Source organism: Chryseobacterium taeanense (assembly GCF_900099685.1).
In the GTDB taxonomy this organism is placed as follows: Bacteria; Bacteroidota; Bacteroidia; order Flavobacteriales; family Weeksellaceae; genus Chryseobacterium; species Chryseobacterium taeanense.
This window is the reverse complement of sequence record NZ_FNDW01000011.1, coordinates 94,539-117,787: the sequence shown is the minus strand read 5'-3', so window position 1 is coordinate 117,787 and position 23,249 is coordinate 94,539. Positions and strand designations below refer to the sequence as shown.

Below are 23,249 nucleotides of genomic sequence, written 5' to 3'. Positions count from 1 at the left end.
TTATCTATTTTAGAGGTTAGAAAACCAAACAAAAGTTTAGAAATAAATTTATTTTTTTGTATTTTTGCCGACAGATTTTTATTGAAAAATAACAAATAATGAGTAATGTTTACGATAATATACTTGGCCTAATAGGAAATACTCCTATGGTGAAGCTTAACACTGTGACGAAAGATATTCCTGCAACCGTTTATGCCAAGTTAGAATCATATAATCCTGGACATTCCACTAAAGACAGAATCGCACTTCACATTATAGAAAACGCTGAGAAAAAAGGTTTATTAAGAGAAGACTCTGTAGTTGTAGAAACTACTTCCGGAAACACAGGATTTTCGATCGCGATGGTTTGTATCATTAAAGGATATAAATGTATCCTTGCAGTAAGTGATAAGACAAAGCCAGAGAAAATCGCTTATCTTAAAGCTCTTGGTGCTACAGTTTATATTTGCCCTGCGAATGTACCTGCGAATGACCCAAGATCATATTATGAAGTAGCGAAAAGAATTGCCTTAGAAACACCCAATTCTATATACATCAATCAATATTTCAACGAATTGAATGTTGATGCCCATTATCAGACCACAGGTCCTGAAATCTGGGAACAGACACAAGGTAAAATTACGCATCTTTTTGCGTGTACAGGAACTGGTGGAACATTATCAGGTTCCGCAAAATTCTTAAAAGAAAAAAAACCTGATATTAAAATTATAGGTGTAGATGCAGACGGATCTATTCTTAAAAGTTACCACGAAACAGGAGAAATTCATAAAGAAGATGTTCATCCTTACCAGATTGAAGGAATGGGAAAAAATCTTATCCCTTCTGCTCTACTTTTTGATAAAGTGGATGAATTTGTAAGAGTTAATGATGAAATGTCGGCCTATAGAACGCGTGAAATTGCTTTAAAAGAAGCAATCATGGGAGGCTATACAACCGGAGCGGTTACTCAAGCTTTAATTCAGTACGCACAATCTCATCAATTTAATGAAAATGACTTAGTTGTACTTATTTATCCGGATCACGGATCACGATATATTACAAAAGTTTATAGTGATAAATGGATGGAAGAACAGGGATTCATCAACAATTGTGTTCACAATTACGATGAAGTTTTCAAAACAGAATTCATAAAATAAAGACAAACAATTTATACAAATCAAGCCTTTTGTAATTATAAAAGGCTTTTTTAATTAAAAATAGTAATAAAATGTTGGATATTTTTGACAGAATAAAACAAAATCCAGGACCTCTTGGACAATTTGCAGATTATGGTGAAGGGTATTTTATTTTCCCAAGATTAGAAGGACCAATCGGACCCAGAATGCAGTTTCAGGGAAGAGAAGTTATTTTCTGGAGTGCTAATGATTATCTGGGAATGTGTAACCATCCGGAAGTGTTGGAAGCTGACGCAAAAGCAGCTGCAGAATTCGGAATGTTCTATCCGATGGGTGCAAGAGCAATGTCCGGGGAGACCCAGCAGCATCTTCAATTAGAAAGAGAACTGGCAGATTTTGTACAAAAAGAATCCGCATATTTATTAAATTTTGGTTACCAGGGAATGGTTTCTACCATCGATGCATTGGTAGGAAGAAATGATGTTATCGTTTATGACGTTGATTCTCATGCTTGTATCGTTGACGGAGTAAGACTTCACTCAGGAAAAAGATTTACCTATAGACACAATGATATCGCAAGCCTTGAAAAGAATCTAGAAAGAGCAACGAAAGTAGCTGAAGAAACCGGAGGAGGTATTCTTGTGATTACAGAAGGAGTTTTTGGGATGAGAGGACAACAAGGAAAGTTAAAAGAAATCTGTGAATTAAAATCAAAATATAAATTCAGACTTCTGGTAGATGATGCACACGGGTTTGGAACTCTTGGAAAAACAGGAGCCGGAGCTGGTGAGGAGCAAGGCTGCCAAGATCAGATTGATGTTTATTTCTCTACTTTTGCAAAATCAATGGCGGGATTCGGAGCATTCATTGCCGGTGATAAAGAAATTATCAGATACCTGAAATTTAACTTGAGATCTCAGATTTTTGCAAAATCTCTAACTATGCCAATGGTAATCGGAGGATTAAAAAGATTGGAATTATTGAGAACCAGACCTGAAATCAAAGCTAAACTTTGGGAAAATACAAACAAACTCCAAAACGGTTTGAAAGAAAGAGGATTCAATATCGGTGATACCAACACTTGTGTTACTCCGGTGATGATGCAGGGAACTCCGGTAGAAGCAACACTCTTAGTGAAAGACTTGAGAGAAAACTATGGAATCTTCACATCTGTAGTGGTTTATCCTGTAATACCTAAAGGAATGATTCTACTAAGATTAATTCCGACAGCATCGCACACTGACTCTGAAATTAATGAAACACTTGCTGCTTTTGAAGCTATTCATGATAAACTCGTTGGTGGATATTATAAAGATCAGGAACAAAAATTATTAGCTGAACAGGGTTTAAGCTTTAAAGAAATTTAATAAATACAATATTTAAAACCACTGAATTATCAGTGGTTTTTTTTGAAATAATATAAAGAAAACCTCGATTTCAGAATTCTTCAAGTCATAAAGATTATATAACTTTGCAAAAATTTTCTATTGAAAGATCTTCTTCTTATCACTCCGCCTTTTACGCAGCTTAATACTCCATATCCCGCCACAGCCTATATTAAAGGATTTTTAAATACAAAAAATATTTCAAGCTATCAGGTAGATTTGGGAATTGAAGTAATCTTAGAGTTATTTTCCAGAACCGGACTTCAGAGTATTTTTGATAAACAGATTGATATTCAAAATGTTTCAGAAAATTCACAACGGATTTATACATTAAGAGATGAATATATAAAAACGATTGATCAGGTTATTTCTTTTTTGCAGGGTAAGACACCTACACTGGCAAGACAAATCTGTTCAATGAATTTCCTTCCGGAAGCTTCAAGATTTAACCAGCTTGATGATATGGAATTTGCTTTCGGAAATATGGGATTACAAGATAAAGCTAAACATTTGGCAACCTTGTATTTAGAAGATTTATCAGATTATATTATTGAAAATATTGATTCAGATTTCGGCTTCAGCAGATATGCCGAACGTTTAGGCAAAAGTGCTAATTCATTTGATGAATTATATTCAAAATTGTCTGGAGATCAGACATTTATTGATTATTTTACTTTAAAAATCCTTCATGAAAAATTAGAATTGATACAACCTAAACTAGTTTGTTTTTCGGTTCCTTTCCCCGGAAATCTTTATTCAGCATTTAGGTGCGCAAAATTAATCAAAGAAAATTTTCCTCAGATCAAAACTGCAATGGGTGGCGGATTTCCAAATACCGAATTGCGGGAAGTAAAAGATAAAAGAGTTTTTGAATTTTTTGATTTTATTACTTTGGATGACGGAGAACTTCCGATCGAACTGCTCTATCAAAATATAATTTCCAAGGAGACTGAGCCTGTCGAAGTCAAAAGAACTTTTTTGATCGAAAACGACACGGTTACTTATAAAAATAATTCCGCAAGAAATGATTATAAACAGTCAGAAATCGGAACTCCCGATTATTCTGATTTACAATTAGATAAATACATTTCCGTTATTGAGATTGCCAATCCGATGCACAGTTTGTGGAGTGACGGAAGATGGAACAAACTGACGATGGCTCATGGATGTTACTGGGGAAAATGTACTTTCTGTGACATTTCTTTAGATTACATAAAAATCTACGAGCCTATTTCAGCAAAAATTTTAGTTGACCGAATGGAAGAATTGATCCGTACAACCGGAGAAACAGGATTTCATTTTGTGGATGAAGCTGCCCCACCCGCTTTAATGCGAGAAATTGCTTTGGAAATTTTGCGAAGAAATCTTGTCGTAACATGGTGGACGAATATCCGTTTTGAGAAAAGCTTCACCCGAGATTTATGTTTCCTGTTAAAACTTTCCGGATGTGTTGCGGTTTCAGGAGGACTTGAAGTGGCGAGTGACCGTTTGCTGAAATTGATTGACAAAGGAATTTCTGTCGAACAAGTTGCGAAGGTAACCAGAAATTTCACTGAAGCCGGGATCATGATTCATGCTTATCTGATGTATGGCTACCCGACACAAACTGTTCAGGAAACTGTAGACTCCCTAGAAATGGTTCGCCAACTATTCGAAATGGGAATTTTACAAAGTGGATTTTGGCATCAGTTTGCCATGACTGCTCATTCGCCTGTCGGATTAAATCCTGAAGAATTCGGAGTTACACCAATAAAACAGGAAATTCTTTTTGCCAACAACGATGTTGATTTTACAGACCGCACAGGAATCGATCATGGAAAATTTAGTTTTGGTTTAAAAAAATCTTTATTTAATTATATGCACGGAATCAATTTTGAACTTCCCCTTCAGGAGTGGTTTGATTTTAAAATTCCAAGAACAACCATTCACCCTGATTATATTTATGATGCTTTGCTTGAAAACAATGATTTTGCATTCAAAGGAAATTCAAAAATTATTTTTTTAGCCAAAAACGTAATCGCTGAGAATCGCGTAAAAACAAAAAAGAAATACGAATACCCGTATAAGAGAATTACAATACACTTAAAAACCAATATTATAAGCATTGATCTTGAACCTTCATATGCAGAATGGTTATTGAAAATGTTTAATGAATATCCTGTTCAAAATCCGAAAAAACCTACTCTTCAATTACTTAAGACCAATTTCGAAGAAAAATTTGAAGACTTTGAATTGTTTTGGTTTTCAAAACCGATACAGCAATTGAAAGAAAATGGTGTGATTTTGAGTTTGTAAATTTATCCATTTGATGAAAGGATTTGAGCTATAAAAAAGAAACTCCTGAAATAGCTTCAAGAGTTTTCTTTATGTAAATTAAAAATAGCTTTATTTCTGCACTCCATCCTTAGTGACTTCACCCACAATTACTTTTTCCTGAAATTTAATAAAATTAGGATCCAGAATAGCCATCCTCTCCGCAATAGCTTTGTAAGTTGGAAACTTTAGAATAGATGCCCGTCCTGACATTTCCCTATATAAAGTGAAAATTTTTCCACCAGCGGTTTTTATTTGTTTTGTGGTGGTGATATATCTACCTATATATTTACTGTTGGCATCGTAAATTTCTATATCTACAAAAGTTTTATCGGTAATAGTATCTTCAGACCCAAAACTTGCAGGCAAATTCGTAAAATAACCTACTGGTTTTCCGTTACTTAAAATTTCTCCCACATTGTTAACTGTGATATTTAGCCTATCTATTTTACTTCTTATGGTATAAGCATCTTTTGTTTTGGTATCCAGTTTCCTTTTAGGAGAATTTTTGAAAAGCTCATCTAAATTTTTGATATTGATTCCTCTTTCATCAATAATCTTTAAGCTTTTTACACAAGTATAAGCTGCAGATTTCTCTTCACCTGAAAATGCCGATGGTGAGGTATAGTCCAATTCAAGAGTTTTATCTTTATTATAAATTCTGTTTAATTTGATATAACTATCTCTTACAGAATCTACTATACTTTTATCTACAAATTCTATAGTATAGATTGGAGTCTCTTTAAGATCCATGAAAGTATAGACATTAGATTTATTTGAAACTTTGGCAACGTGTACTCCCTCCAAAGTTACAATTCCTCTTTTGATTTTGACCGTTTGAGCATGAAGGAAAAATCCTAAAATTGTAAACACTATAATTAAATTCTTCTTCATAAAACCAGGTTTTACATAACATAAAAAAAGTGTAACCAAAGTTACACTTTCTTGAAAATATATTTAGCTTTTCATTTAATTATTCACAAAGGATGATTCCTTTATTATGATTAAATTCTACAACACCGCTTTTGATAGGATAAGAAAAAACAGAATCTTTCTCATTTTCTTTGGTAAAATATTTTGCATACGCTTCATCAACAGATTTGGTATACAATTTTACCTTACCACCGTTCAGAGAAGAAACAACTCCTGCGTGATTTTTCATGATGTGGAATTCACCATTTTTTCCAGGCAATAATACTGAGTCTACTTCTCCTTCAAAAACTACGTATTCTGGTGTTAAAATTTTTATATTCATTTTAATTTAGATTAAAAGATTAAAAGATTGAAGATTAAAAGATTTTGACAAACATTAAATGTCTCTCATCTCACATCTAAAAATCTTATGTCTAATTAAGCGTTATCAGCTAACATTTTTTGTCCGGCTTCGATCGCTTCTTCGATAGTACCTTTCAGGTTGAAAGCAGCTTCCGGTAAATGATCCAGTTCACCATCGATAATCATGTTGAATCCTTTGATCGTATCTTTAATATCCACTAAAGATCCAGGAATACCTGTAAACTGTTCTGCTACGTGGAAAGGCTGAGATAAGAATCTCTGAACTTTTCTTGCACGGTAAACTACTGATTTATCTTCTTCAGAAAGTTCTTCCATACCCAAGATCGCGATGATATCCTGAAGTGCTTTATATCTCTGAAGAATTTCTTTTACTCTCTGAGCACAGTTGTAATGTTCCTCACCTATTACTTCAGGAGCAAGGATTCTTGAAGTAGAAGCCAATGGATCCACCGCAGGATAAATACCTAAAGAAGCAATTTTTCTATCTAGTACCGTTGTTGCATCCAAGTGGGCAAATGTAGTTGCCGGAGCCGGGTCAGTTAAGTCATCCGCAGGTACGTAAACCGCCTGTACTGAAGTAATTGAACCGTTTTTAGTAGAAGTAATTCTTTCCTGCATCGCACCCATTTCAGAAGCAAGCGTTGGTTGATAACCTACCGCAGATGGCATACGACCAAGAAGTGCAGATACCTCAGAACCTGCCTGTGTAAAACGGAAGATATTGTCTACGAAGAAAAGTACGTCTCTACCTTGTCCGCTTTCACCACCATCTCTATAATATTCAGCTAATGTAAGACCAGAAAGTGCTACTCTCGCTCTTGCACCAGGTGGCTCGTTCATCTGTCCGAAAACGAATGCAGCTTTAGAATCTTTCATAGCTTCCATATCCACTTTAGAAAGATCCCAACCTCCGTTTTCCATAGAGTGCATGAAATCTTCACCATACTTGATGATTCCAGATTCCAACATCTCTCTCAAAAGATCATTTCCTTCTCTCGTTCTTTCACCTACTCCGGCGAAAACAGAAAGACCTCCGTGTCCTTTTGCAATATTATTAATCAACTCCTGAATCAATACCGTTTTACCTACACCAGCACCACCAAACAAACCGATTTTACCTCCTTTTGCATAAGGCTCGATAAGGTCGATTACTTTAATACCTGTAAATAAAACTTCAGCAGAAGTTGAAAGTTGATCAAATTTTGGAGCTTCTCTGTGGATAGGAAGACCTCCCTCCTTAGAAATATTCTGAAGCCCGTCGATAGCATCACCAACAACGTTAAAAAGTCTTCCGTTTACAGCCTCTCCGATAGGCATTGTAATAGGATTTCCGTATCCGATTACATCCTGTCCTCTTTTAAGACCGTCAGTAGCGTCCATTGCGATACATCTTACTGTATCTTCTCCAATATGTTGTTCTACCTCTAAAACTACTTTTTCACCGTTATCTTTTGTAATTTCTAACGCGTCATAAATGCTTGGAATTGCTTCCACATCAGTAAAGACAACGTCGATTACCGGACCAATAATTTGAGAAATTTTACCTTTAATTTGGTTTGCCATTGCTAAATTTTTTCTTGGTGCAAATATAATGATTCTTGCTTAACCTGCAATTGGTAAAAAACAGATTTTTATCATACTTTTATTCAATGCAGCAATATATCAACGTAACAGTTTATCAATTAAATCACTAATGAAAGAAAGAGTTTGGTTTATATTGTTAAATTAGTATATTGTTATATGTTACATTAGTTTGCTTATATTTGCAGTCAAAATTTTTCCGGTTTGAAAGTTTTCAGGAATTTTAGCGATTATACTTCTCAAAAGCCTTTAGCATTATCTTTAGGAATGTTCGACGGGGTACATCTTGGTCATAAAAGTATTATAGATGAATTAATAAAAGTGGGTTCAGAGAACAATTTGGAGACTGCTATCCTTACTTTCTGGCCGCATCCGAGATTTATTTTCAACCCGAATGAAGACCTTAAACTCCTGAATACTTTAGAAGAAAAGAAGTATTTAATGGAAAAATATAGTATTGATACTTTATTTTTAAAAGAATTTGATGAAGAGTTCAGGAATTTAACCGGAGAAGAATTTGTTCGTCAGATTTTGATTGAAAAATTACATGTAAAATATTTAATTATCGGTTACGATCATTCTTTCGGAAAAAATAAAAGCGGAAATTTTGAGTTACTTCAAAAACTTTCTCAAGAACTAGATTTTGAGGTAGAACAAATGGAGGCTATTAATATTCATGAAAATAACATCAGCTCTACCAAAGTCCGCAATGCTCTTTTGGCAGGAAATATTAAAGAAGCCAATGAAATGCTGGGTTACTCCTACTCTGTTTCAGGAACCGTAGTCCACGGCAAGAAAATCGGAAGAACAATCGGATATCCCACCGCCAATATCGAAACAGATTCTATAAAACTTTTGCCTAAAAAAGGGGCTTATATTGTCGAGGTTTTCATTAAAAATCAACAGTACAAAGGGATGCTGAGCATCGGAACCAACCCTACCGTAAACGGAGAAAAATTAACAGTTGAAGTCTACATTATTGATTTTGAAGGGGATATCTACGAAGAACAAATCACTGTGAAATTCAGAGATTTTCTCCACGATGAAATTAAGTTTGAAGGACTTGAAAAGCTGATTGAAAAATTAGACGAAGACAAAAGATTGACCGAGGAGTTTAATTTTTAAGAATTAAGAATCTCTTCTTTTCCCTTTCTTGTCAAAGAACTAAATACCAAATCATACGACTGATCGATCATTTTTAAAATCAAATCTTTTTTTAGTCCATCGACCAAAACAGAATTCCAATGTATTTTGTTCATATGATAAGCACCAGTAATCTGAGGATACTTTTCACGAAGCTCTGCACTCCATTCCGGATCGGTCTTTACATTAATTCCCAACGGCTGCTTTTCCAGCGCCATTAATAAAAACATCTTGGTTCCTACTTTCAGAACAAGGGTTTCATTATCAAAAGGAAAACTTTCTGTCACTCCTTTCTTAGCAAGACAATAATCTAAAATTTCGTTGGCATCCATTGTTTATGAGTAATAAGTAATTGGTAATGAGCAATTTTTTATTAATGATTAATGATGATTGATAAATGATGCTTATTTAAAATTATCTTTTATCTTTTATCTTTTCTTTTATCTTTTCTTTTATCTTTTATCTTTTATTGCTCCAAATTTAGTAAATTTAAGAAGCAAACAACAACTTCGCAAACCAGATTATTATGAAAGCTTTAGTCATCGGTGCTACGGGCGCTACTGGAAAAGATTTAGTCAACCAGCTGCTACAGGATAAAGATTTTGAAGAAGTCAATATTTTTGTACGAAAACCTGTTGATATTCAAAATGAAAAGCTGAAAGTACATGTTGTAAACTTTGAAAACCCTGAAGAGTGGAAAAGCAAAGTAAAAGGTGATGTTGCTTTTTCATGTCTGGGAACAACGTTAAAAGCCGCAGGAAGCAAAGAAGCTCAGAGAAAGGTTGATTTCGATTATCAATACGAATTTGCCAAAGCAGCGAAAGAAAACAACGTGGGAGATTATATTCTCGTTTCAGCGTATGGAGCCAATCCGAAATCAAAAATTTTCTATTCTAAAATGAAAGGAGAATTGGAAGAAGTCGTTAAAAAATTACACTTTGAGAAAATTACTATTTTCAAACCGGGAATGTTGGAAAGAAAAGATTCCGACAGAACAGGTGAAGTTCTGGGAAGCCGGATTATAAAGTTTGCCAATAAGCTTGGACTTCTTGAAAGTCAGAAACCATTACCAACAGATGTTTTAGCAAAAGCTATGATTAAGTCTTCGAAAATTAAAAGTAATGGATATTCCAGTATAAAACTGGGAAATATTTTTTGTTTTTCGGAAAAAATAGCTCAATAATGGAAAAACGTAAAAAAATGAAACAGTATAACAATTTAATAATTCCGAATTGAATTGGTAAATTGTTACACTGTTATATTGTTATTTTAATGATATTTTATTTCAGATACTTTGTAATCGCCTCGTCTGTAGGCTTAGTAGTACTTACAAAAGAATCAATTAGTTTCCCATTTTCATCGATCAAGAATTTGGTGAAATTCCAAAGGATCGTAGTATTTTTTACTCCGTTTAAATCTTTTTCAGTTAAATACTTAAAGATCGGAGCCGTGTCATCTCCTTTTACAGAAACTTTAGCTGCCATTGGAAAAGTTACGCCATAGTTTTTCTGGCAGAAAGCACCGATTTCTTTATTGGTTCCCGGTTCCTGTCCTCCGAAATTGTTGGCAGGAAATCCCACAACGACCAATTTATCTTTATACTCTTGTGCAACTTTTTCAAGATCAGCATATTGCGGAGTAAATCCGCATTCCGAAGCCGTATTGACAATAAGGATTTTTTTTCCTTTAAAATCGGCAAAGTTGATCTGCTTACCTTCTTCCAAGGCATCAACTTTAAAATCGTAGATTGATTTTCCCATAAGTTCTTTGGTTTTGGCTTTAGAAGCATCACTTTTTTTCTGAGCACAACTATTGAAGAATGCAACGAAAGAAAGGAGCAATAAAAATATTTTTTTCATAACTAAATTTTATTTAAACTTAAATGTGTTAGCCGGAAACACTTTATTGATATCAACTCTATTGATAAGCATAACATAGTCTCCGTCTTTTTTCGCGCTTGATGATTCAATTCTGAAAGGCATAAACAAATTTCCTACCTTTTTGTAATCTGAATATAATAAAGTTTCATCTTTTTTAACTTCTTTCAAAAGCATATAATCCTTTGTATCGAAATAATAGATGTTCTTATTTACATTTTTCGTTAACTCTACTTTATGACAGTAAATATTTCCGATTTTTTCTTTTCCGAGATATTTGGCTTCAAAACCTTTGCTTTCCCAATCGATAAAATCATTATCAAAACTTTCCGGGGCATAATCGGGATATTCCTGAACTTTATTAGTGGCATAGTTCATGGCATAGCCTTTAGTTCCGTCATATCCTTCAATGGCAGTCTCTTTTCCTCCGATTGTAATGACTGTTTTTGTAAGGTTTGGACGTTGCTGATAAATTTTTATCGGATATTCATCTTTGATTCCTAAAATCACTTTTCCCTGAAGCAAAACAGAATTTAAAAGTTTCCAGTTGGTTAATCCTCCAGACAATTCAATGTTTTTATCAATAATTTCTTTCGCTGTCTGCGCAAAAATTGACTGTGAAAATACCAGGATGAATACTAAAAGTAACTTCTTCATTAATTTTATTTATAAAGTCAAATATAAGCTTTTTTTAATTTGAAAATTTTAAAATGAAGCAATTTGAAAATACGAAATGACATCACATTTTCAAATTAACTTTCTTGCTTTTTCCAGATCTTCCGGTGTATCAATTCCCACGCCGACAAAATTAGTTTCTATCATCTTGATCTTCATGCCATATTCAAGATAACGGATACATTCTATTTTTTCTGAAATTTCCAAAGGTTTCATTTCTAATTTTGAAAACTGGATCAAAGCATGTTTTCTGAAAGCATAAACGCCGATATGTTTAAAATATTCAACATTATAGGAGATCTCACGGTGAAAAGGAATCACAGAACGGCTGAAATACAGAGCAAAACCATTATTATCGGTAATTACTTTTACATTATTCGGATTTTCAATTTCTTCCTTTTCCTGAAGTTTTATTTTTAATGAAGCCAAAGAAATTTCCTGGTTTTCATCATGATGAAAAACTTCAATCAATTGTTGTAAAGGCTCCAATTTCAGAAATGGTTCATCTCCCTGAACATTAATCACAATATCACAGTCGATATTTTGTACGGCTTCTGCAATCCGGTCACTTCCTGTTTCGTGTTGACCAGTCATAACCGCTTTTCCTCCATTTTTCGTAATTTCATCAAAGATAATTTCCGAATCGGTAGCCACAAATACTTCATCAAATAAACCCGTTTCCACCACATTATGATAGGTTGTTGTGATAACAGTTTTTTCTCCTAATATCTGCATGAGCTTAGCAGGAAAACGGCTGGCTTCGTAACGTGCGGGGATAACTGCGATGATTTTCATTTTTAATTAGTTATAAGTTATTAATTATGAATTACAAGTTATTTATCAAGGTTTTTGAAGCTTATTTTTAGTAGTAATAATTATACTTCTAATTATTTTAAGTAATTCTATAGCCTGAGAATGTAAAGTTTCAAATTCTACTTTTGAGATATACTCCGTTTGATATAATAACTCTAGCCAATAAATGGTTTCGTCACATTCTTTCTGAGAAATAGACAATTTATGAATAAAATCCATTTTGCTTTGAGCATTCAAAGCTTCTCTTATATTGGCACCAACGGATGTTCCTGAGCGTAATAACTGTTTGGATAAAACATATTCCTTTTTATCGACAATAAATATTTTATAAAACTTAATAATATTTACAGCAAATTCAAAGCTCTTTTTTCCAACAATACTGCCACTCATAACTCATAATTAATAACTTATAACAAATAAAAGATTATTTTAAATCGTTCAAAGCATTTTCCAGCTTCGGCATCATTGTAGAAATTTCTTCGATGGCCAAACCTCCTACAGAAGCCCTGAACCATGGCTCAGACTTCTCTTCTCCGAAAGCAGAGAAAGGAACCAACGCAACTCCTGCTTCATTGATTAGATAAAATACCAAATCAGAAGAATTTTCAATCACAGAGCCGTCCTGTTTTGTTTTTCCGATATAATCTAATTTAATGGTTAGATATAGCGCTCCCATTGGCTCAATACTATCAACTGCAAGACCTTTTCCTTTCAGATCCTGAATTCCGGAGTGAAGAACCTTTAAGCTTGCTTCCAATTTTCCTTTAAAATCTTCAACGAAAGCGTTTACTTCTTCCGGATTTTCATAATATTTTGCAGTGGCTTCCTGCTCAGGTTTTGGTGCCCATGCTCCAACGTGTGTTAAGAGAGCTTTCATTTTATCCATAATATGAGCAGGGCCAAATCCCCAGCCTACACGAACTCCGGTTGCCGCAAGACATTTAGAAATACCTTCAATATAAATGGTGTATTCCTTCATTTCAGGGAAAAGCGACACAGGATCTACGTGTTTTGCTCCAAAAGTAAGGTTAGAATAAATCTGATCGTACATTAAGTATAAAGGCTTTTCATCTTCACCTCTTTTTTTATTTTCCGCTAAAACCAATTCGCAGATTTCTGAAAGCTGTTCTTTGGTGAACATCGTTCCCGTCGGGTTTAATGGCGAACAAAGCGCCAGTAAGACAGCGCCTTCCAGGTGTGGTCTTAAATCGTCTGCAGTAGGAAGGAAATTATTTTCCGGTGTTGTTTTTACTTCTACAGCATCCGCTGAAGTAAGATATGCGTAGTGATTGTTATTCCATGAAGGGATCGGGTAAACTACTTTATCTCCTTCATCAACGATGGTTTTGTAAACGGCATAAATTAAAGGTCTTGAACCTGCCGTAATTAAAATATCATTTGGGGAATAATCAAGGTTCCATCTAGTTTTTAAATCTTTGGAAACTTCTTTTCTTAAAGATAAAAGTCCGTTAGCAGGCGGATAATTTGTCAGATTATTCTGATAAGCTTTCTGAATTTCCTCCTTCAGTTTGGCAGGAATCGGATAAATATTAGAATTAAGATCACCAATCGTAAGGTTAGCAATCTCCGCTCCTTTTGCCTTTAAATCGTTTACTTCATTACCAATTTTTACAATTTCAGAACCGATCAGGTTCGCCGCTAATTTTGAAACTTTCACTTTATTTTTATTTAATTTATTTTAATGTATAATAGTCTGGCAATGTATCAATTTAACAATAATCGGTAAATTGCTAAATTGATATACTGTTACATTTAACTGAGTTGTAAATCTTTTCTTACTTCCTGAATTTTCTCTTCCAAAGATTTCAATTTTTCCCTGAAATCTGCTTCAGAAGTAATTGAATCTTTTACAGAGATATAAAATTTAATTTTTGGTTCTGTCCCTGAAGGTCTTACACAAACTTTTGTTCCATCCTGAGTATAGTAAATCAGCACATTCGATTTTGGAATGTCGTTCATTACTTGTTTTTCATTTTTTGAAATGATGAAATTCGTTTGTTCTTTAAAGTCTTTCACTTCTTCTACAGGAGAACCGGCCAATGTTTTTGGCGGATTTTCACGGAAATTTTTCATCATATTCTGAATTTCCTCCGCGCCGTCTCTTCCTTTTCTTACTAAATTCACCAGGCCTTCATAATACATTCCGGTTTCCTGATAAATTTCAATAAGGTATTGATACATTGTTCTTCCGTTCGCTTTGCACCACGCTGCGATTTCACAAGCTAAAACAATGCTTCCGCAAGAATCTTTATCTCGAACGAAATCTCCGGTCATAAATCCGAAACTTTCTTCACCACCGCAAACAAATTTTTCTTTCCCTTCAAAATCGCGGATCATTTTTCCGATCCATTTGAATCCTGTTAATCCAACTTTGCATTCAACACCGAATTTCTGAGCAATATCAAAGAAAATATCAGAAGTTACAATCGTAGAACCGATGAATTCTTTTCCGGTAATTCTATCCTGTTTTCTCCATTCATTCAGGATATAATAGGTAAGAATAGTATTTGTTTGATTTCCGTTCAGCAATTGAATTTCTCCATCCAGATTTCTTACGGCAATTCCAAGACGGTCGCCATCGGGATCTGTTCCGATTACGATATCAGCATTGGTAATTTTTGCTAAATCCATTGCCATTTCCAGCGCTGCCGGTTCTTCAGGATTTGGAGAATCAACGGTCGGAAAATTTCCACTCGGGATCATTTGTTCCTTCACCAGATCTATCTTTTTAAAACCTGCTTTTTTCAATGCTTTCGGAACTGTCGTATATGTTGTTCCGTGAATCGAAGTGAAAACAATATTTAAATTTTCTTTTCCAACATTCTGATACGTAGAGTTTTCGATACATGCATCGATATAAACATCATCCTGCTCCTCTCCGATCCATTCGATTAAATCGTCATTTCCATTAAATTTGATTTCTTCAAATTTTACAGAATACACTTCATTGATAATTGCTTCATCATGTGGCGGAACAATTTGCGCTCCGTCGTTCCAATACACTTTATAGCCGTTATATTCCGGTGGATTGTGAGAAGCTGTCAATACAATTCCTCCGTGGCATTTTCTGTTTCTAACGGTAAAAGACAGTTCCGGAGTTGGCCTGTGATCTTTGAAAAGCAGCACTTTAATTCCGTTTGCTGTCAGTACATCAGCAACTAATTTTCCAAATTCTTTTGAGTTATTTCTTACATCGTAAGCAATTGCCACTTTAATCTCTTCGTTGGAAAATTGCTTTAACATATAATTTGCAAGTCCCTGTGTTGCTTGACCTAACGTGTATTTATTTAAACGATTGGTTCCAACTCCCATAATTCCTCTCATCCCTCCTGTTCCGAATTCCAATTCTCTGTAAAAAGAATCTTCAAGATCAGGTGAATTGCCTTCAATTAATAATTGTACCGCATTTCTTGTCTCTTCATCAAACGATTCGTGCAACCAAAGTTTTGCTTTTTCTAATGTTGTCATATTTGTATTTCGTGTATGTTTAGGCTGGAAGTTTGAAGATGGAAGCAGGAAGTCTTCCAGCTTCAAACTCCCAGCTAATTATTATTCTTTTATCTGATTTCTAAATGCTATAATCTGGTTCATTATATTATAGCTTTCATTATATAATTTATTAAAATCATCTTCTGAGATATATTTCCTATTTTTCGCTTTATATAAGCAGCTTACAACTTCAGCTAAAGAGCGGATGGAGTATCCTAAAAACTTTCTAAACTCTAATCTTGACTGTAAAATACTTCCTTCAGAAATATTAAGAGCAACAGAATCAGAAGCCCTTCTAATTTGTGAGGTTAAATTAAAGGATTCATCTTTTGGAAAATTTTGAGATAATTTAAAAATATATTCCCCAAAATTCATAGATTTCTGCCAAATAGTTAGTTTTTCAAATTTAAAACTCATCAGCTATTATTTTTTCCATCATATTATTTATGTGTTTAATCTTCCATCCTCCAGCTTCTCTCTTCCAGCCTTATCTTATCTATCAATCCAGTTTTTTATTCTCCACTCTTGTGTCTTTATCAATTTTAAAAGCACGAATCGGATCATTATAATAAATAAATTTAGCCGTGTTCTGAATATGCCCTTTTAACGAATCTGCCACATTTACTTCTGCATAATTCCCATTTTTAGAATCAATATTCAAATTTTCGATTTTCCAATAAGGAGCGATCAGACTCGCTGTATCAGAGATCTTTATAAATGCGTTTTTAGTCTGACCTAAAAAATTCGCTCTGCTTCGGTTTAGCATTTCAACTTCTGTCCTTCTCGTATTTACAGAACCCATAAATGTAGCATAATTTTTTAAATTAAGCCTAAAATTGTCGGTCTTAATTTCACTTGAAATATTCATTTCTACAGAATCGGAAATCGAAACTTTTTCTAAATTATATTTTGAATAAATGGTTATATTATAGAAATCAACTCCTTTTGTTCCGCGCTTTTCTTTAATCGTTAATGTTTTATCTTTTACATCAACATCAAGATTATCAGCTACATTTGGATACGTTTCAATCTCAACGAAATTTTTTGCTCCTCTTGCATAAAACATACGGAATTTTCCTTCCAGATCGAGGTTTACAAATTCTGAAACATCCACATCTTTTCTTTCAATATTTCCTTTCGGAGAAACCTTTCCACAGGAAACTACCGCAAGCAATAATAATGCATAGAATGTATTTTTCATTTTAACTACATATTTCACATTTATTCATTTTCTATTGATCCTCCATAAATAATCAAAGCAATAAAAACTGCCGATATTAATATTCCGATAATAAGAGGAATCCAGATTGACTTTTTATGATACTGTTCTTCATTTGGAAAATATTTTGGAAAAAAATAATATGCCAGAATATAACCTCCTACAAGACCCCATAAATACGCATAAGAAGTTTTTGGATTTTCCAGCATCATTTCTAAAACCACCTGAATTACTGTCAATACAACAGAAAATCCTAAAACAATATATGCTTCGGCTTTCTTCTTAGTCTCTATTAAGTTTTTGTATAACATAACTCCACCAAAAAGTGTTGAGAAAAACATAGAAAAACCTAAAATAGATTGCTTGGAATAAATTTTGGGTAAATTATTTTCCATATTAAATTACCTCGTCAATATTATAATTCTTATGTTCTCTATTGGTTCTGATAATCATTTCGCCTAAAAACCCTGCCACGAAAAGCAAAGTTCCCATAAGCATCATGGTGAGAGCAATAAAAAACCACGGATTGTCTGTAATTAAATGTCCGTAAATTCCTCTGGCAACATCAATTAATTTTGAAATTCCCAGCCAAAGCGCTGAAAGAAACCCGACAATAAACATCAATGTTCCCACCGCTCCGAAAAAATGCATCGGCCTTCCGCCGAAACGACTTACAAACCAGAGTGTTACCAAGTCCAGAAAACCTCGGATAAATCTTTCAGTCCCGAATTTTGAAACCCCGTAAGGTCTTGCCTGATGCTGAACTTCTTTTTCCGTGATTCTTCTGAAACCCGCATTGGCAGCCAATACCGGAATATAACGGTGCATATCTCCATACACGTCGATGGTTTTTACCACCTGTTTTTTATAGGCTTTTAAGCCACAGTTGAAATCGTGAAGGTAAACTCCTGAAACTTTTCTTGCCGCTGCATTAAAGAGTTTTGATGGTACATTTTTCGTCATGACGTTATCAAAACGTTTCTTTTTCCATCCGGAAACGATGTCGTAATTCTCATTCACAACCATGGAATATAATTCAGGTATTTCTTCCGGAAAGTCCTGAAGATCGGCATCCATGGTAATAATAACATCACCACTTGTTCTTTCAAAAGCCGCATGAAGTGCCTGGGATTTTCCGTAATTTTTTGAAAATTTAATTCCGTGGATCTGAGGATTCTGAACTTTAAGGTTTTCAATAATACTCCATGACAAGTCTGTACTTCCGTCATCCACAAACCAGATCTCGTAAGATAAACTGTTGGATCTGCACACATTATCAATTCGTGAAAAAAGCTCTTCCAAAGAAGCCTCTTCGTTTAATAACGGAATAACTATAGATAAATTCATTTAATTCTGATAAAAAATTATTCTTGATTTTCTGTTTCCTGATAGATTGTTTTTGTTCTGAAAAACGCTCCGAAAAACAACGACAAAACTACGTAAAATATAAGTATTGCCGCAAAATATCCTGAAAAATGACTTGCGGTAAGCATATCTTTTCCTTTAACTGCCTCCGGTGTGAAACTTTGTATTCTTTCCTTATACTTCTGATCGAGTTCGTCGATATCTTTCTGATGCTTTAAAATCTTTCTTGCAGAAGTATATTCTTTATCCAGCTCAGATTTTTGTCTTGTTACATATTGATAATTTAGCAGTTTTTTCGCGTCGGTATCTACAAAATTTAGGAACGCATAAATACTTAAAATCGATAAAACGCCACCGATAAACATCGGAACAAAAGCTCTTTTAAACGCATCCTTAAAGCTTACCTGTTTATGACTGCTCCAATATGTTTTAACAGACCAAAAGGCTGCTCCAGCATAAATAATCGGTAAAACGAAAGCATTGGCTTTCAATGAAATATCAAAATATTCAACTCCTGAAAAGAAGTAATACACTACGAAAAAAACGATCATCGTAGCTCCAAATAATAAAATTCCTAATGTGGAAGGGCTTTTTGTCATATCTAATTTTTTAGAAAATTTCTGAAAATTATTGCTCTTAATCTCAGCAATTTAGCATCGTTAAAGGCTTTGTTCAGATAATTTTCTTTGATAACACTTTTAATTTTATAAAATATTCCTATCTTTGCAACGGCAAGTCCTAAACAACCAGCTCCTGAGAATCCTCCAGGGTGGGAACGCAGCAAAGGTAATCGGTCGTAGCGGTGTGATTTAGGTAGCTTGCCATTTTTTATTGGTTTAAGTTGAAGAGAGGTAATTTGAAGATTATCTTTTTTTATATCTAAACTTTCCAACATTTCTATTTTAATTTTCAAATTACCTTTCAACATCTATTTAAAATTCGAACACCTCTCCCAGTTTTGGTAAAACAAGTTCAACATTTTTGTCTGCAAAATGCTTTAATGCACTTTCGTGGTTAATTTCAATTGCAGGAAATGTATCAAAATGACAACCGATTACTTTCGGTGTCTTTAATAATTCTGATGATGCGAAAGCCGCTTTTCTAGGACACATTGTGTAATGACTTCCAATCGGAAGAATAGAAAGGTCTAAATTTCCGTATAATCTTGGAAATAACTCCATATCTGCCATTACGCCGGTATCTCCTGCCATATAAAGGTTTTTACCTTCAGGAAGTCTGAAAATATATCCTACCGGAACACCTCCGTAACTTCCGTCAGGAAATGAGCTCGTATGGTGCGCAGGAACCATTGAAATTTTAAGATCATCGATTTTTGCCGATCCGCCTAAGTTCACATCGTCTGTATTTTTTGCATTTTTAAAATATCCGCAGATTTCAGGAACGGCAATAATTGTTGCTTCAGGATGATGATGCAAAACTTCTTCAACGTCTGCAATATGATCTCCGTGCGCATGAGTCAGTAAAATATAATCAATTTTCTGAGCAGAAATATCAAATCCTGATTCTGCTTTTTTATAGTTGTAAAATGGATCTGATAAAATCGTTTTGTCTTTATAGGTAAACAAAAAACAGTTTTGTCCTAAAAATTTTATTTTCATTTTAATTATTTTTAAATATTAAATTAGAAACGCTTCGACAAGCTTAGCATTATTTAATGGAAAAAATTAAGTCCTAAAGCAGTAAGAACCGCCATCATAAAAGTCATAATTCCCACTTGTTTTAAGAATGGATCAAGTTCTCTTGGATTTTTTACGGTCATTATTTTTCTTCTGATCTTCATCAAAGGAAGCATCAAAATCATAACGATGAACACATAATAATTCTGAGTTTGGAAAAAACCATTTACTCCCAAAAACATGAGGATAAAAATCAATGGAAGATTTAACAAAATCATCTCATAAATCATCGCATTTTTAAACCCTATTCTTAAGGCAAAACTGTTTTTCCCGGATAATTTATCGCTTTCGATATCTCTCATGTTGTTTAGGTTTAAAACTGCCATGCTCATCATTCCGATTGCTGTTCCCGGTAATAAAATATCCCAGCTGAAAGATTTCGTAAATAAGAAATAACTCCCGCAAACAGAAACCAATCCGAAGAAAACAAAGACGAAAACATCTCCCAATCCCATATATCCGTAAGGTTTTTTACCAACCGTATATCCGATAGCCGCTAAAATACTTGCTACTCCCAACCCTATGAAAATGTAAAATTCATTCATATAATCCGGAATAAAAGCTACATATAAAAGTGCAACGGTAGCTACAAAAGATAATATTGAAAAAATAATAACCGCATTTTTCATCTGTTTAGCCGTAATTCTTCCGGAAGCGACGGCTCTGGATTCAGCTTCTGTTGCTCTTTTTGCATCAGTTCCTTTTACTCCGTCTCCGTAATCATTGGCATAATTCGACAAGATCTGATACAACAAAGTCACTAAAAGTGCCAATGCAAAAATTCTCCAGTCCCATGTTCCGCCTTCGCCATATAGTCTCCATTTGGCAATGAAAGCGCCCATGATAATTCCACTTAAAGAAAGCGGTAATGTTCTAAGCCTCGCAGCTTTTATCCAATCAGTCATAATATTTAGTTGATGGTTGATTGTTTATGGTTGTTAGCGAAAAATCCATCAACTAACAACTATAAACCGTCAACATTTACGATATCCATTGATTTTCTCCGAAGTCCGGTTTTCTTTTTTCGAGGAATGCATTTCTTCCTTCCTGAGCTTCTTCCGTCATGTAAGCGAGACGTGTAGCTTCCCCTGCGAAAACCTGCTGTCCTACCATTCCGTCGTCAGTAAGGTTCATGGCGAATTTCAACATTCTGATAGACGTTGGTGATTTAGCTAAAATTTCCTGCGCCCATTCATAAGCCGTATCTTCCAGCTCAGCGTGAGGAACAACTTTGTTTACCATTCCCATTTCGAAAGCCTCCTGAGCAGAATAATTTCTTCCCAAAAAGAAAATCTCACGGGCTTTTTTCTGTCCAACCATTTTTGCCAAATAGGCAGAACCGTAACCGCCATCAAAACTCGTCACATCGGCATCCGTTTGTTTGAAAATAGCATGTTCTTCACTCGCTAATGTTAAATCACAAACTACGTGTAAAGAGTGTCCTCCGCCAACAGCCCATCCTGGCACCACTGCAATCACAACTTTCGGCATAAAACGGATCAGTCGCTGAACTTCCAGAATATTCAGACGGTGTCTGCCATCTTCTCCTACATATCCCTGGTGTCCCCTTGCTTTTTGATCGCCTCCACTGCAGAAAGCCCAGCCTCCGTCTTTCGGGCTTGGTCCTTCTCCAGAAAGCAGAACAACACCTATCGAAGGATCTTCATAGGCATCATAAAAAGCATCGTATAATTCTGAGGTAGTTTTGGGTCTGAAAGCGTTACGAACTTCCGGTCTGTTGAAAGCGATTCTCGCGACACCATTACATTTTTTATAGGTAATATCTTCGTATTCTTTGGCGGTTTTCCACTCGATCATTGTTGTAAAAATTTTTCCCAAAGATACGGAATTACACATAATTTTAACATTGATTTTTGAGGATAATGCTCGGAAAAAATCAGTTTTAATAATAAAAATTAAGCAAATTCAATTTTACGATTAAAGATTAAATGAAATAAAAATAAAACCATTTAAAACTTGATCTTAAGACACAAAAAAAGACGCCGGTTTCAGCGTCTTGATTATTTGTAAATACTTATGATTAAAGCATTTTAAGATTGTTGACTTCCTGTTCCGTAAGGATTCTCCAGTGTCCTCTTTTGATATTTTTCTTCGTAAGTCCTGCAAACATTACTCTGTCAAGCGCTTCCACTTCGTATCCTAATCTCTGGAAAATTCTTCTGATTACGCGGTTCCAGCCAATATGAATTTCTATTCCCACTTCATTTTTAGGTTTTCCTTCAATAAAAGAAATCTGGTCTACGACAGCAACGCCTTCATCCAGACGAATTCCTTCAGCAATAAGCTTCATGTCTTCGTGTGTGAGTTTTTTATCTAACGTTACATGATAAATTTTCTTCGCATCAAATGACGGATGGGTAAGCTTCTTCGTCATATGTCCGTCGTTCGTTAAAAGGATAACTCCGGTTGTAGAACGATCAAGTCTTCCTACAGGGAATAAACGATAAGGCGAAGCATTTGCCACAAGATCCATCACTGTCTTTCTTGCTTTATCATCTTTGGTGGTAGAAATATATCCTTTAGGTTTATTCAAAAGAACATAAACAGGTTTTTCGGGAGTAATACTCTGTCCGTCAAAAACAACTTTATCAGTTTTCTGAACCTGATATCCCATTTCGGTCACCACTTTTCCGTTTACCTCAACCAACCCTTGGGTAATGAGTTCATCAGCTTCTCTTCGGCTGCAGATTCCTGAATTGGCGATATATTTATTCAGACGAATCGTATCTTTGTGTACATCCTTTTCAATTTTATTTAATCTCCTTTTCTGTACAAAAGATTTATTTTTATCTTCCCGGCTTTCTGTTCCCGGTCTTTTCCCGTATTTCAGGCTGCCTCTTTCGTATTTATCTCTCGTGTCAAAAGTATTGGGTCTGCTCCCTCCTCTTTTCGGAGCAGATTTACCGAAAGTTTTTTTCCCTTCTCCGGCACTGGTTATAAAGGGTTCCTGTTCGGTTTTTCCGTATTTTTTGTCCATTCGAGCCTGATAACTGGTATCACCACTTCTCCTCGAGTCTGAATTTCTCTCTCCTGCTTTTGGGAAAGACCTTTTAAATGGTTTTGATTCTGAAGAATTTTCAGATCTGGAAGCACGAGAATTATCAGAATTTTTCTTGGTTGAAATTCTTGGTCTCTTTGGTCGTTCTGAATTATTATTATCTCTGCTCATTCTAAAAATTTATGCAAAGATAGTATATTTAGTAACGAGTTAAAAATTAAGAATCATAACTTTGCAATAT

24 protein-coding genes and 1 other RNA gene are annotated in these 23,249 nt (G+C 34.7%); 6 read left to right on the top strand and 19 right to left on the bottom strand.

Annotation, left to right across the window (positions count from 1 at the left end; genetic code table 11):
- Window positions 1–98 precede the first annotated feature (98 nt).
- The 3 genes from BLR30_RS14450 (at window position 99) to BLR30_RS14440 (ending at window position 4,795) form a co-directional block, all read left to right on the top strand.
- Window positions 99–1,136: a PLP-dependent cysteine synthase family protein gene (locus tag BLR30_RS14450; protein WP_089860411.1), complete on the top strand. Its 1,038-nt coding sequence runs from the start codon at window positions 99–101 to the stop codon at window positions 1,134–1,136.
- A 74-nt stretch (window positions 1,137–1,210) separates the two neighbouring features.
- Window positions 1,211–2,482, top strand: coding sequence for an aminotransferase class I/II-fold pyridoxal phosphate-dependent enzyme (locus BLR30_RS14445; protein ID WP_175443673.1), 1,272 nt, complete (start codon window positions 1,211–1,213; stop codon window positions 2,480–2,482).
- 120 nt (window positions 2,483–2,602) lie between these two features.
- On the top strand, window positions 2,603–4,795 hold the full coding sequence (locus BLR30_RS14440; protein WP_089860405.1) for a B12-binding domain-containing radical SAM protein: 2,193 nt from the start codon (window positions 2,603–2,605) through the stop codon (window positions 4,793–4,795).
- A 90-nt stretch (window positions 4,796–4,885) separates the two neighbouring features.
- Here the strand turns inward: BLR30_RS14440 and BLR30_RS14435 are convergent, their stop codons facing one another.
- The 3 genes from BLR30_RS14435 to atpD all read right to left on the bottom strand — a co-directional run bounded on the left by BLR30_RS14435 (window position 4,886) and on the right by atpD (window position 7,672).
- Complete coding sequence (locus tag BLR30_RS14435) at window positions 4,886–5,707, bottom strand: hypothetical protein (RefSeq protein ID WP_089860402.1); 822 nt, start codon at window positions 5,705–5,707, stop codon at window positions 4,886–4,888.
- 79 nt (window positions 5,708–5,786) lie between these two features.
- On the bottom strand, window positions 5,787–6,068 hold the full coding sequence (locus tag BLR30_RS14430; protein ID WP_089860398.1) for a FoF1 ATP synthase subunit delta/epsilon: 282 nt from the start codon (window positions 6,066–6,068) through the stop codon (window positions 5,787–5,789).
- Between the two features lie 95 nt (window positions 6,069–6,163).
- A complete protein-coding gene (gene atpD, locus BLR30_RS14425) occupies window positions 6,164–7,672 on the bottom strand; it encodes a F0F1 ATP synthase subunit beta (RefSeq protein ID WP_042720082.1) in 1,509 nt (502 codons plus the stop codon).
- Between the two features lie 222 nt (window positions 7,673–7,894).
- Here atpD and BLR30_RS14420 point away from each other — a divergent pair, with 222 nt between their 5' ends.
- A complete protein-coding gene (locus BLR30_RS14420; RefSeq protein ID WP_089860395.1) occupies window positions 7,895–8,815 on the top strand; it encodes a bifunctional riboflavin kinase/FAD synthetase in 921 nt (306 codons plus the stop codon).
- Here the strand turns inward: BLR30_RS14420 and BLR30_RS14415 are convergent.
- Complete coding sequence (locus BLR30_RS14415) at window positions 8,812–9,165, bottom strand: MmcQ/YjbR family DNA-binding protein (protein ID WP_089860392.1); 354 nt, start codon at window positions 9,163–9,165, stop codon at window positions 8,812–8,814. The genes BLR30_RS14420 and BLR30_RS14415 overlap by 4 nt on opposite strands.
- 194 nt (window positions 9,166–9,359) lie before the next feature.
- Between BLR30_RS14415 and BLR30_RS14410 the strand changes: the two genes are divergently transcribed.
- Window positions 9,360–10,016 (top strand): NAD(P)H-binding protein, encoded by a 657-nt coding sequence (locus tag BLR30_RS14410; RefSeq protein ID WP_089860389.1) that lies wholly within the window; start codon window positions 9,360–9,362, stop codon window positions 10,014–10,016.
- A 97-nt stretch (window positions 10,017–10,113) separates the two neighbouring features.
- Here BLR30_RS14410 and BLR30_RS14405 read toward each other — a convergent pair whose 3' ends face one another.
- From BLR30_RS14405 to BLR30_RS14355, 11 genes are all read right to left on the bottom strand, one after another.
- On the bottom strand, window positions 10,114–10,692 hold the full coding sequence (locus BLR30_RS14405; RefSeq protein ID WP_089860386.1) for a glutathione peroxidase: 579 nt from the start codon (window positions 10,690–10,692) through the stop codon (window positions 10,114–10,116).
- Window positions 10,693–10,701: 9 nt separating this feature from the next.
- Entirely contained in the window at window positions 10,702–11,367 is a 666-nt protein-coding gene (locus BLR30_RS14400) for a histidine kinase (protein WP_089860383.1), read from the bottom strand.
- Between the two features lie 90 nt (window positions 11,368–11,457).
- Entirely contained in the window at window positions 11,458–12,180 is a 723-nt protein-coding gene (gene kdsB, locus BLR30_RS14395; RefSeq protein WP_089860380.1) for a 3-deoxy-manno-octulosonate cytidylyltransferase, read from the bottom strand.
- A gap of 45 nt (window positions 12,181–12,225) precedes the next feature.
- Window positions 12,226–12,588 (bottom strand): four helix bundle protein, encoded by a 363-nt coding sequence (locus BLR30_RS14390; protein ID WP_089860377.1) that lies wholly within the window; start codon window positions 12,586–12,588, stop codon window positions 12,226–12,228.
- Between the two features lie 34 nt (window positions 12,589–12,622).
- Window positions 12,623–13,876, bottom strand: coding sequence for a pyridoxal phosphate-dependent aminotransferase (locus tag BLR30_RS14385; RefSeq protein ID WP_089860374.1), 1,254 nt, complete (start codon window positions 13,874–13,876; stop codon window positions 12,623–12,625).
- A gap of 95 nt (window positions 13,877–13,971) precedes the next feature.
- Window positions 13,972–15,687: a phospho-sugar mutase gene (locus tag BLR30_RS14380; protein WP_089860551.1), complete on the bottom strand. Its 1,716-nt coding sequence runs from the start codon at window positions 15,685–15,687 to the stop codon at window positions 13,972–13,974.
- 81 nt (window positions 15,688–15,768) lie between these two features.
- Complete coding sequence (locus BLR30_RS14375) at window positions 15,769–16,125, bottom strand: four helix bundle protein (protein WP_089860371.1); 357 nt, start codon at window positions 16,123–16,125, stop codon at window positions 15,769–15,771.
- 82 nt (window positions 16,126–16,207) lie between these two features.
- Entirely contained in the window at window positions 16,208–16,909 is a 702-nt protein-coding gene (locus tag BLR30_RS14370) for a GIN domain-containing protein (RefSeq protein WP_089860548.1), read from the bottom strand.
- Window positions 16,910–16,929: 20 nt separating this feature from the next.
- Window positions 16,930–17,322 carry a hypothetical protein gene (locus BLR30_RS14365; RefSeq protein ID WP_089860368.1) on the bottom strand — a complete coding sequence of 131 codons (393 nt, stop codon included), beginning with the start codon at window positions 17,320–17,322 and terminating at the stop codon, window positions 16,930–16,932.
- A gap of 1 nt (window position 17,323) precedes the next feature.
- Window positions 17,324–18,274, bottom strand: coding sequence for a glycosyltransferase family 2 protein (locus tag BLR30_RS14360; protein ID WP_089860364.1), 951 nt, complete (start codon window positions 18,272–18,274; stop codon window positions 17,324–17,326).
- Window positions 18,275–18,291: 17 nt separating this feature from the next.
- Window positions 18,292–18,891 (bottom strand): DUF4199 domain-containing protein, encoded by a 600-nt coding sequence (locus BLR30_RS14355; RefSeq protein ID WP_089860359.1) that lies wholly within the window; start codon window positions 18,889–18,891, stop codon window positions 18,292–18,294.
- Between the two features lie 130 nt (window positions 18,892–19,021).
- Between BLR30_RS14355 and ffs the strand changes: the two genes are divergently transcribed.
- Window positions 19,022–19,119: signal recognition particle sRNA small type (ffs, locus tag BLR30_RS14350), an RNA gene on the top strand.
- A 105-nt stretch (window positions 19,120–19,224) separates the two neighbouring features.
- Here the strand turns inward: ffs and BLR30_RS14345 are convergent.
- The 4 genes from BLR30_RS14345 to BLR30_RS14330 form a co-directional block, all read right to left on the bottom strand.
- Window positions 19,225–19,911 (bottom strand): metal-dependent hydrolase, encoded by a 687-nt coding sequence (locus BLR30_RS14345; protein WP_089860356.1) that lies wholly within the window; start codon window positions 19,909–19,911, stop codon window positions 19,225–19,227.
- Between the two features lie 53 nt (window positions 19,912–19,964).
- On the bottom strand, window positions 19,965–20,894 hold the full coding sequence (gene menA, locus BLR30_RS14340; protein WP_089860353.1) for a 1,4-dihydroxy-2-naphthoate octaprenyltransferase: 930 nt from the start codon (window positions 20,892–20,894) through the stop codon (window positions 19,965–19,967).
- A 76-nt stretch (window positions 20,895–20,970) separates the two neighbouring features.
- Entirely contained in the window at window positions 20,971–21,807 is an 837-nt protein-coding gene (locus BLR30_RS14335) for a 1,4-dihydroxy-2-naphthoyl-CoA synthase (RefSeq protein WP_042723259.1), read from the bottom strand.
- A 223-nt stretch (window positions 21,808–22,030) separates the two neighbouring features.
- Complete coding sequence (locus BLR30_RS14330) at window positions 22,031–22,987, bottom strand: pseudouridine synthase (RefSeq protein WP_089860545.1); 957 nt, start codon at window positions 22,985–22,987, stop codon at window positions 22,031–22,033.
- Window positions 22,988–23,249 lie beyond the last annotated feature (262 nt).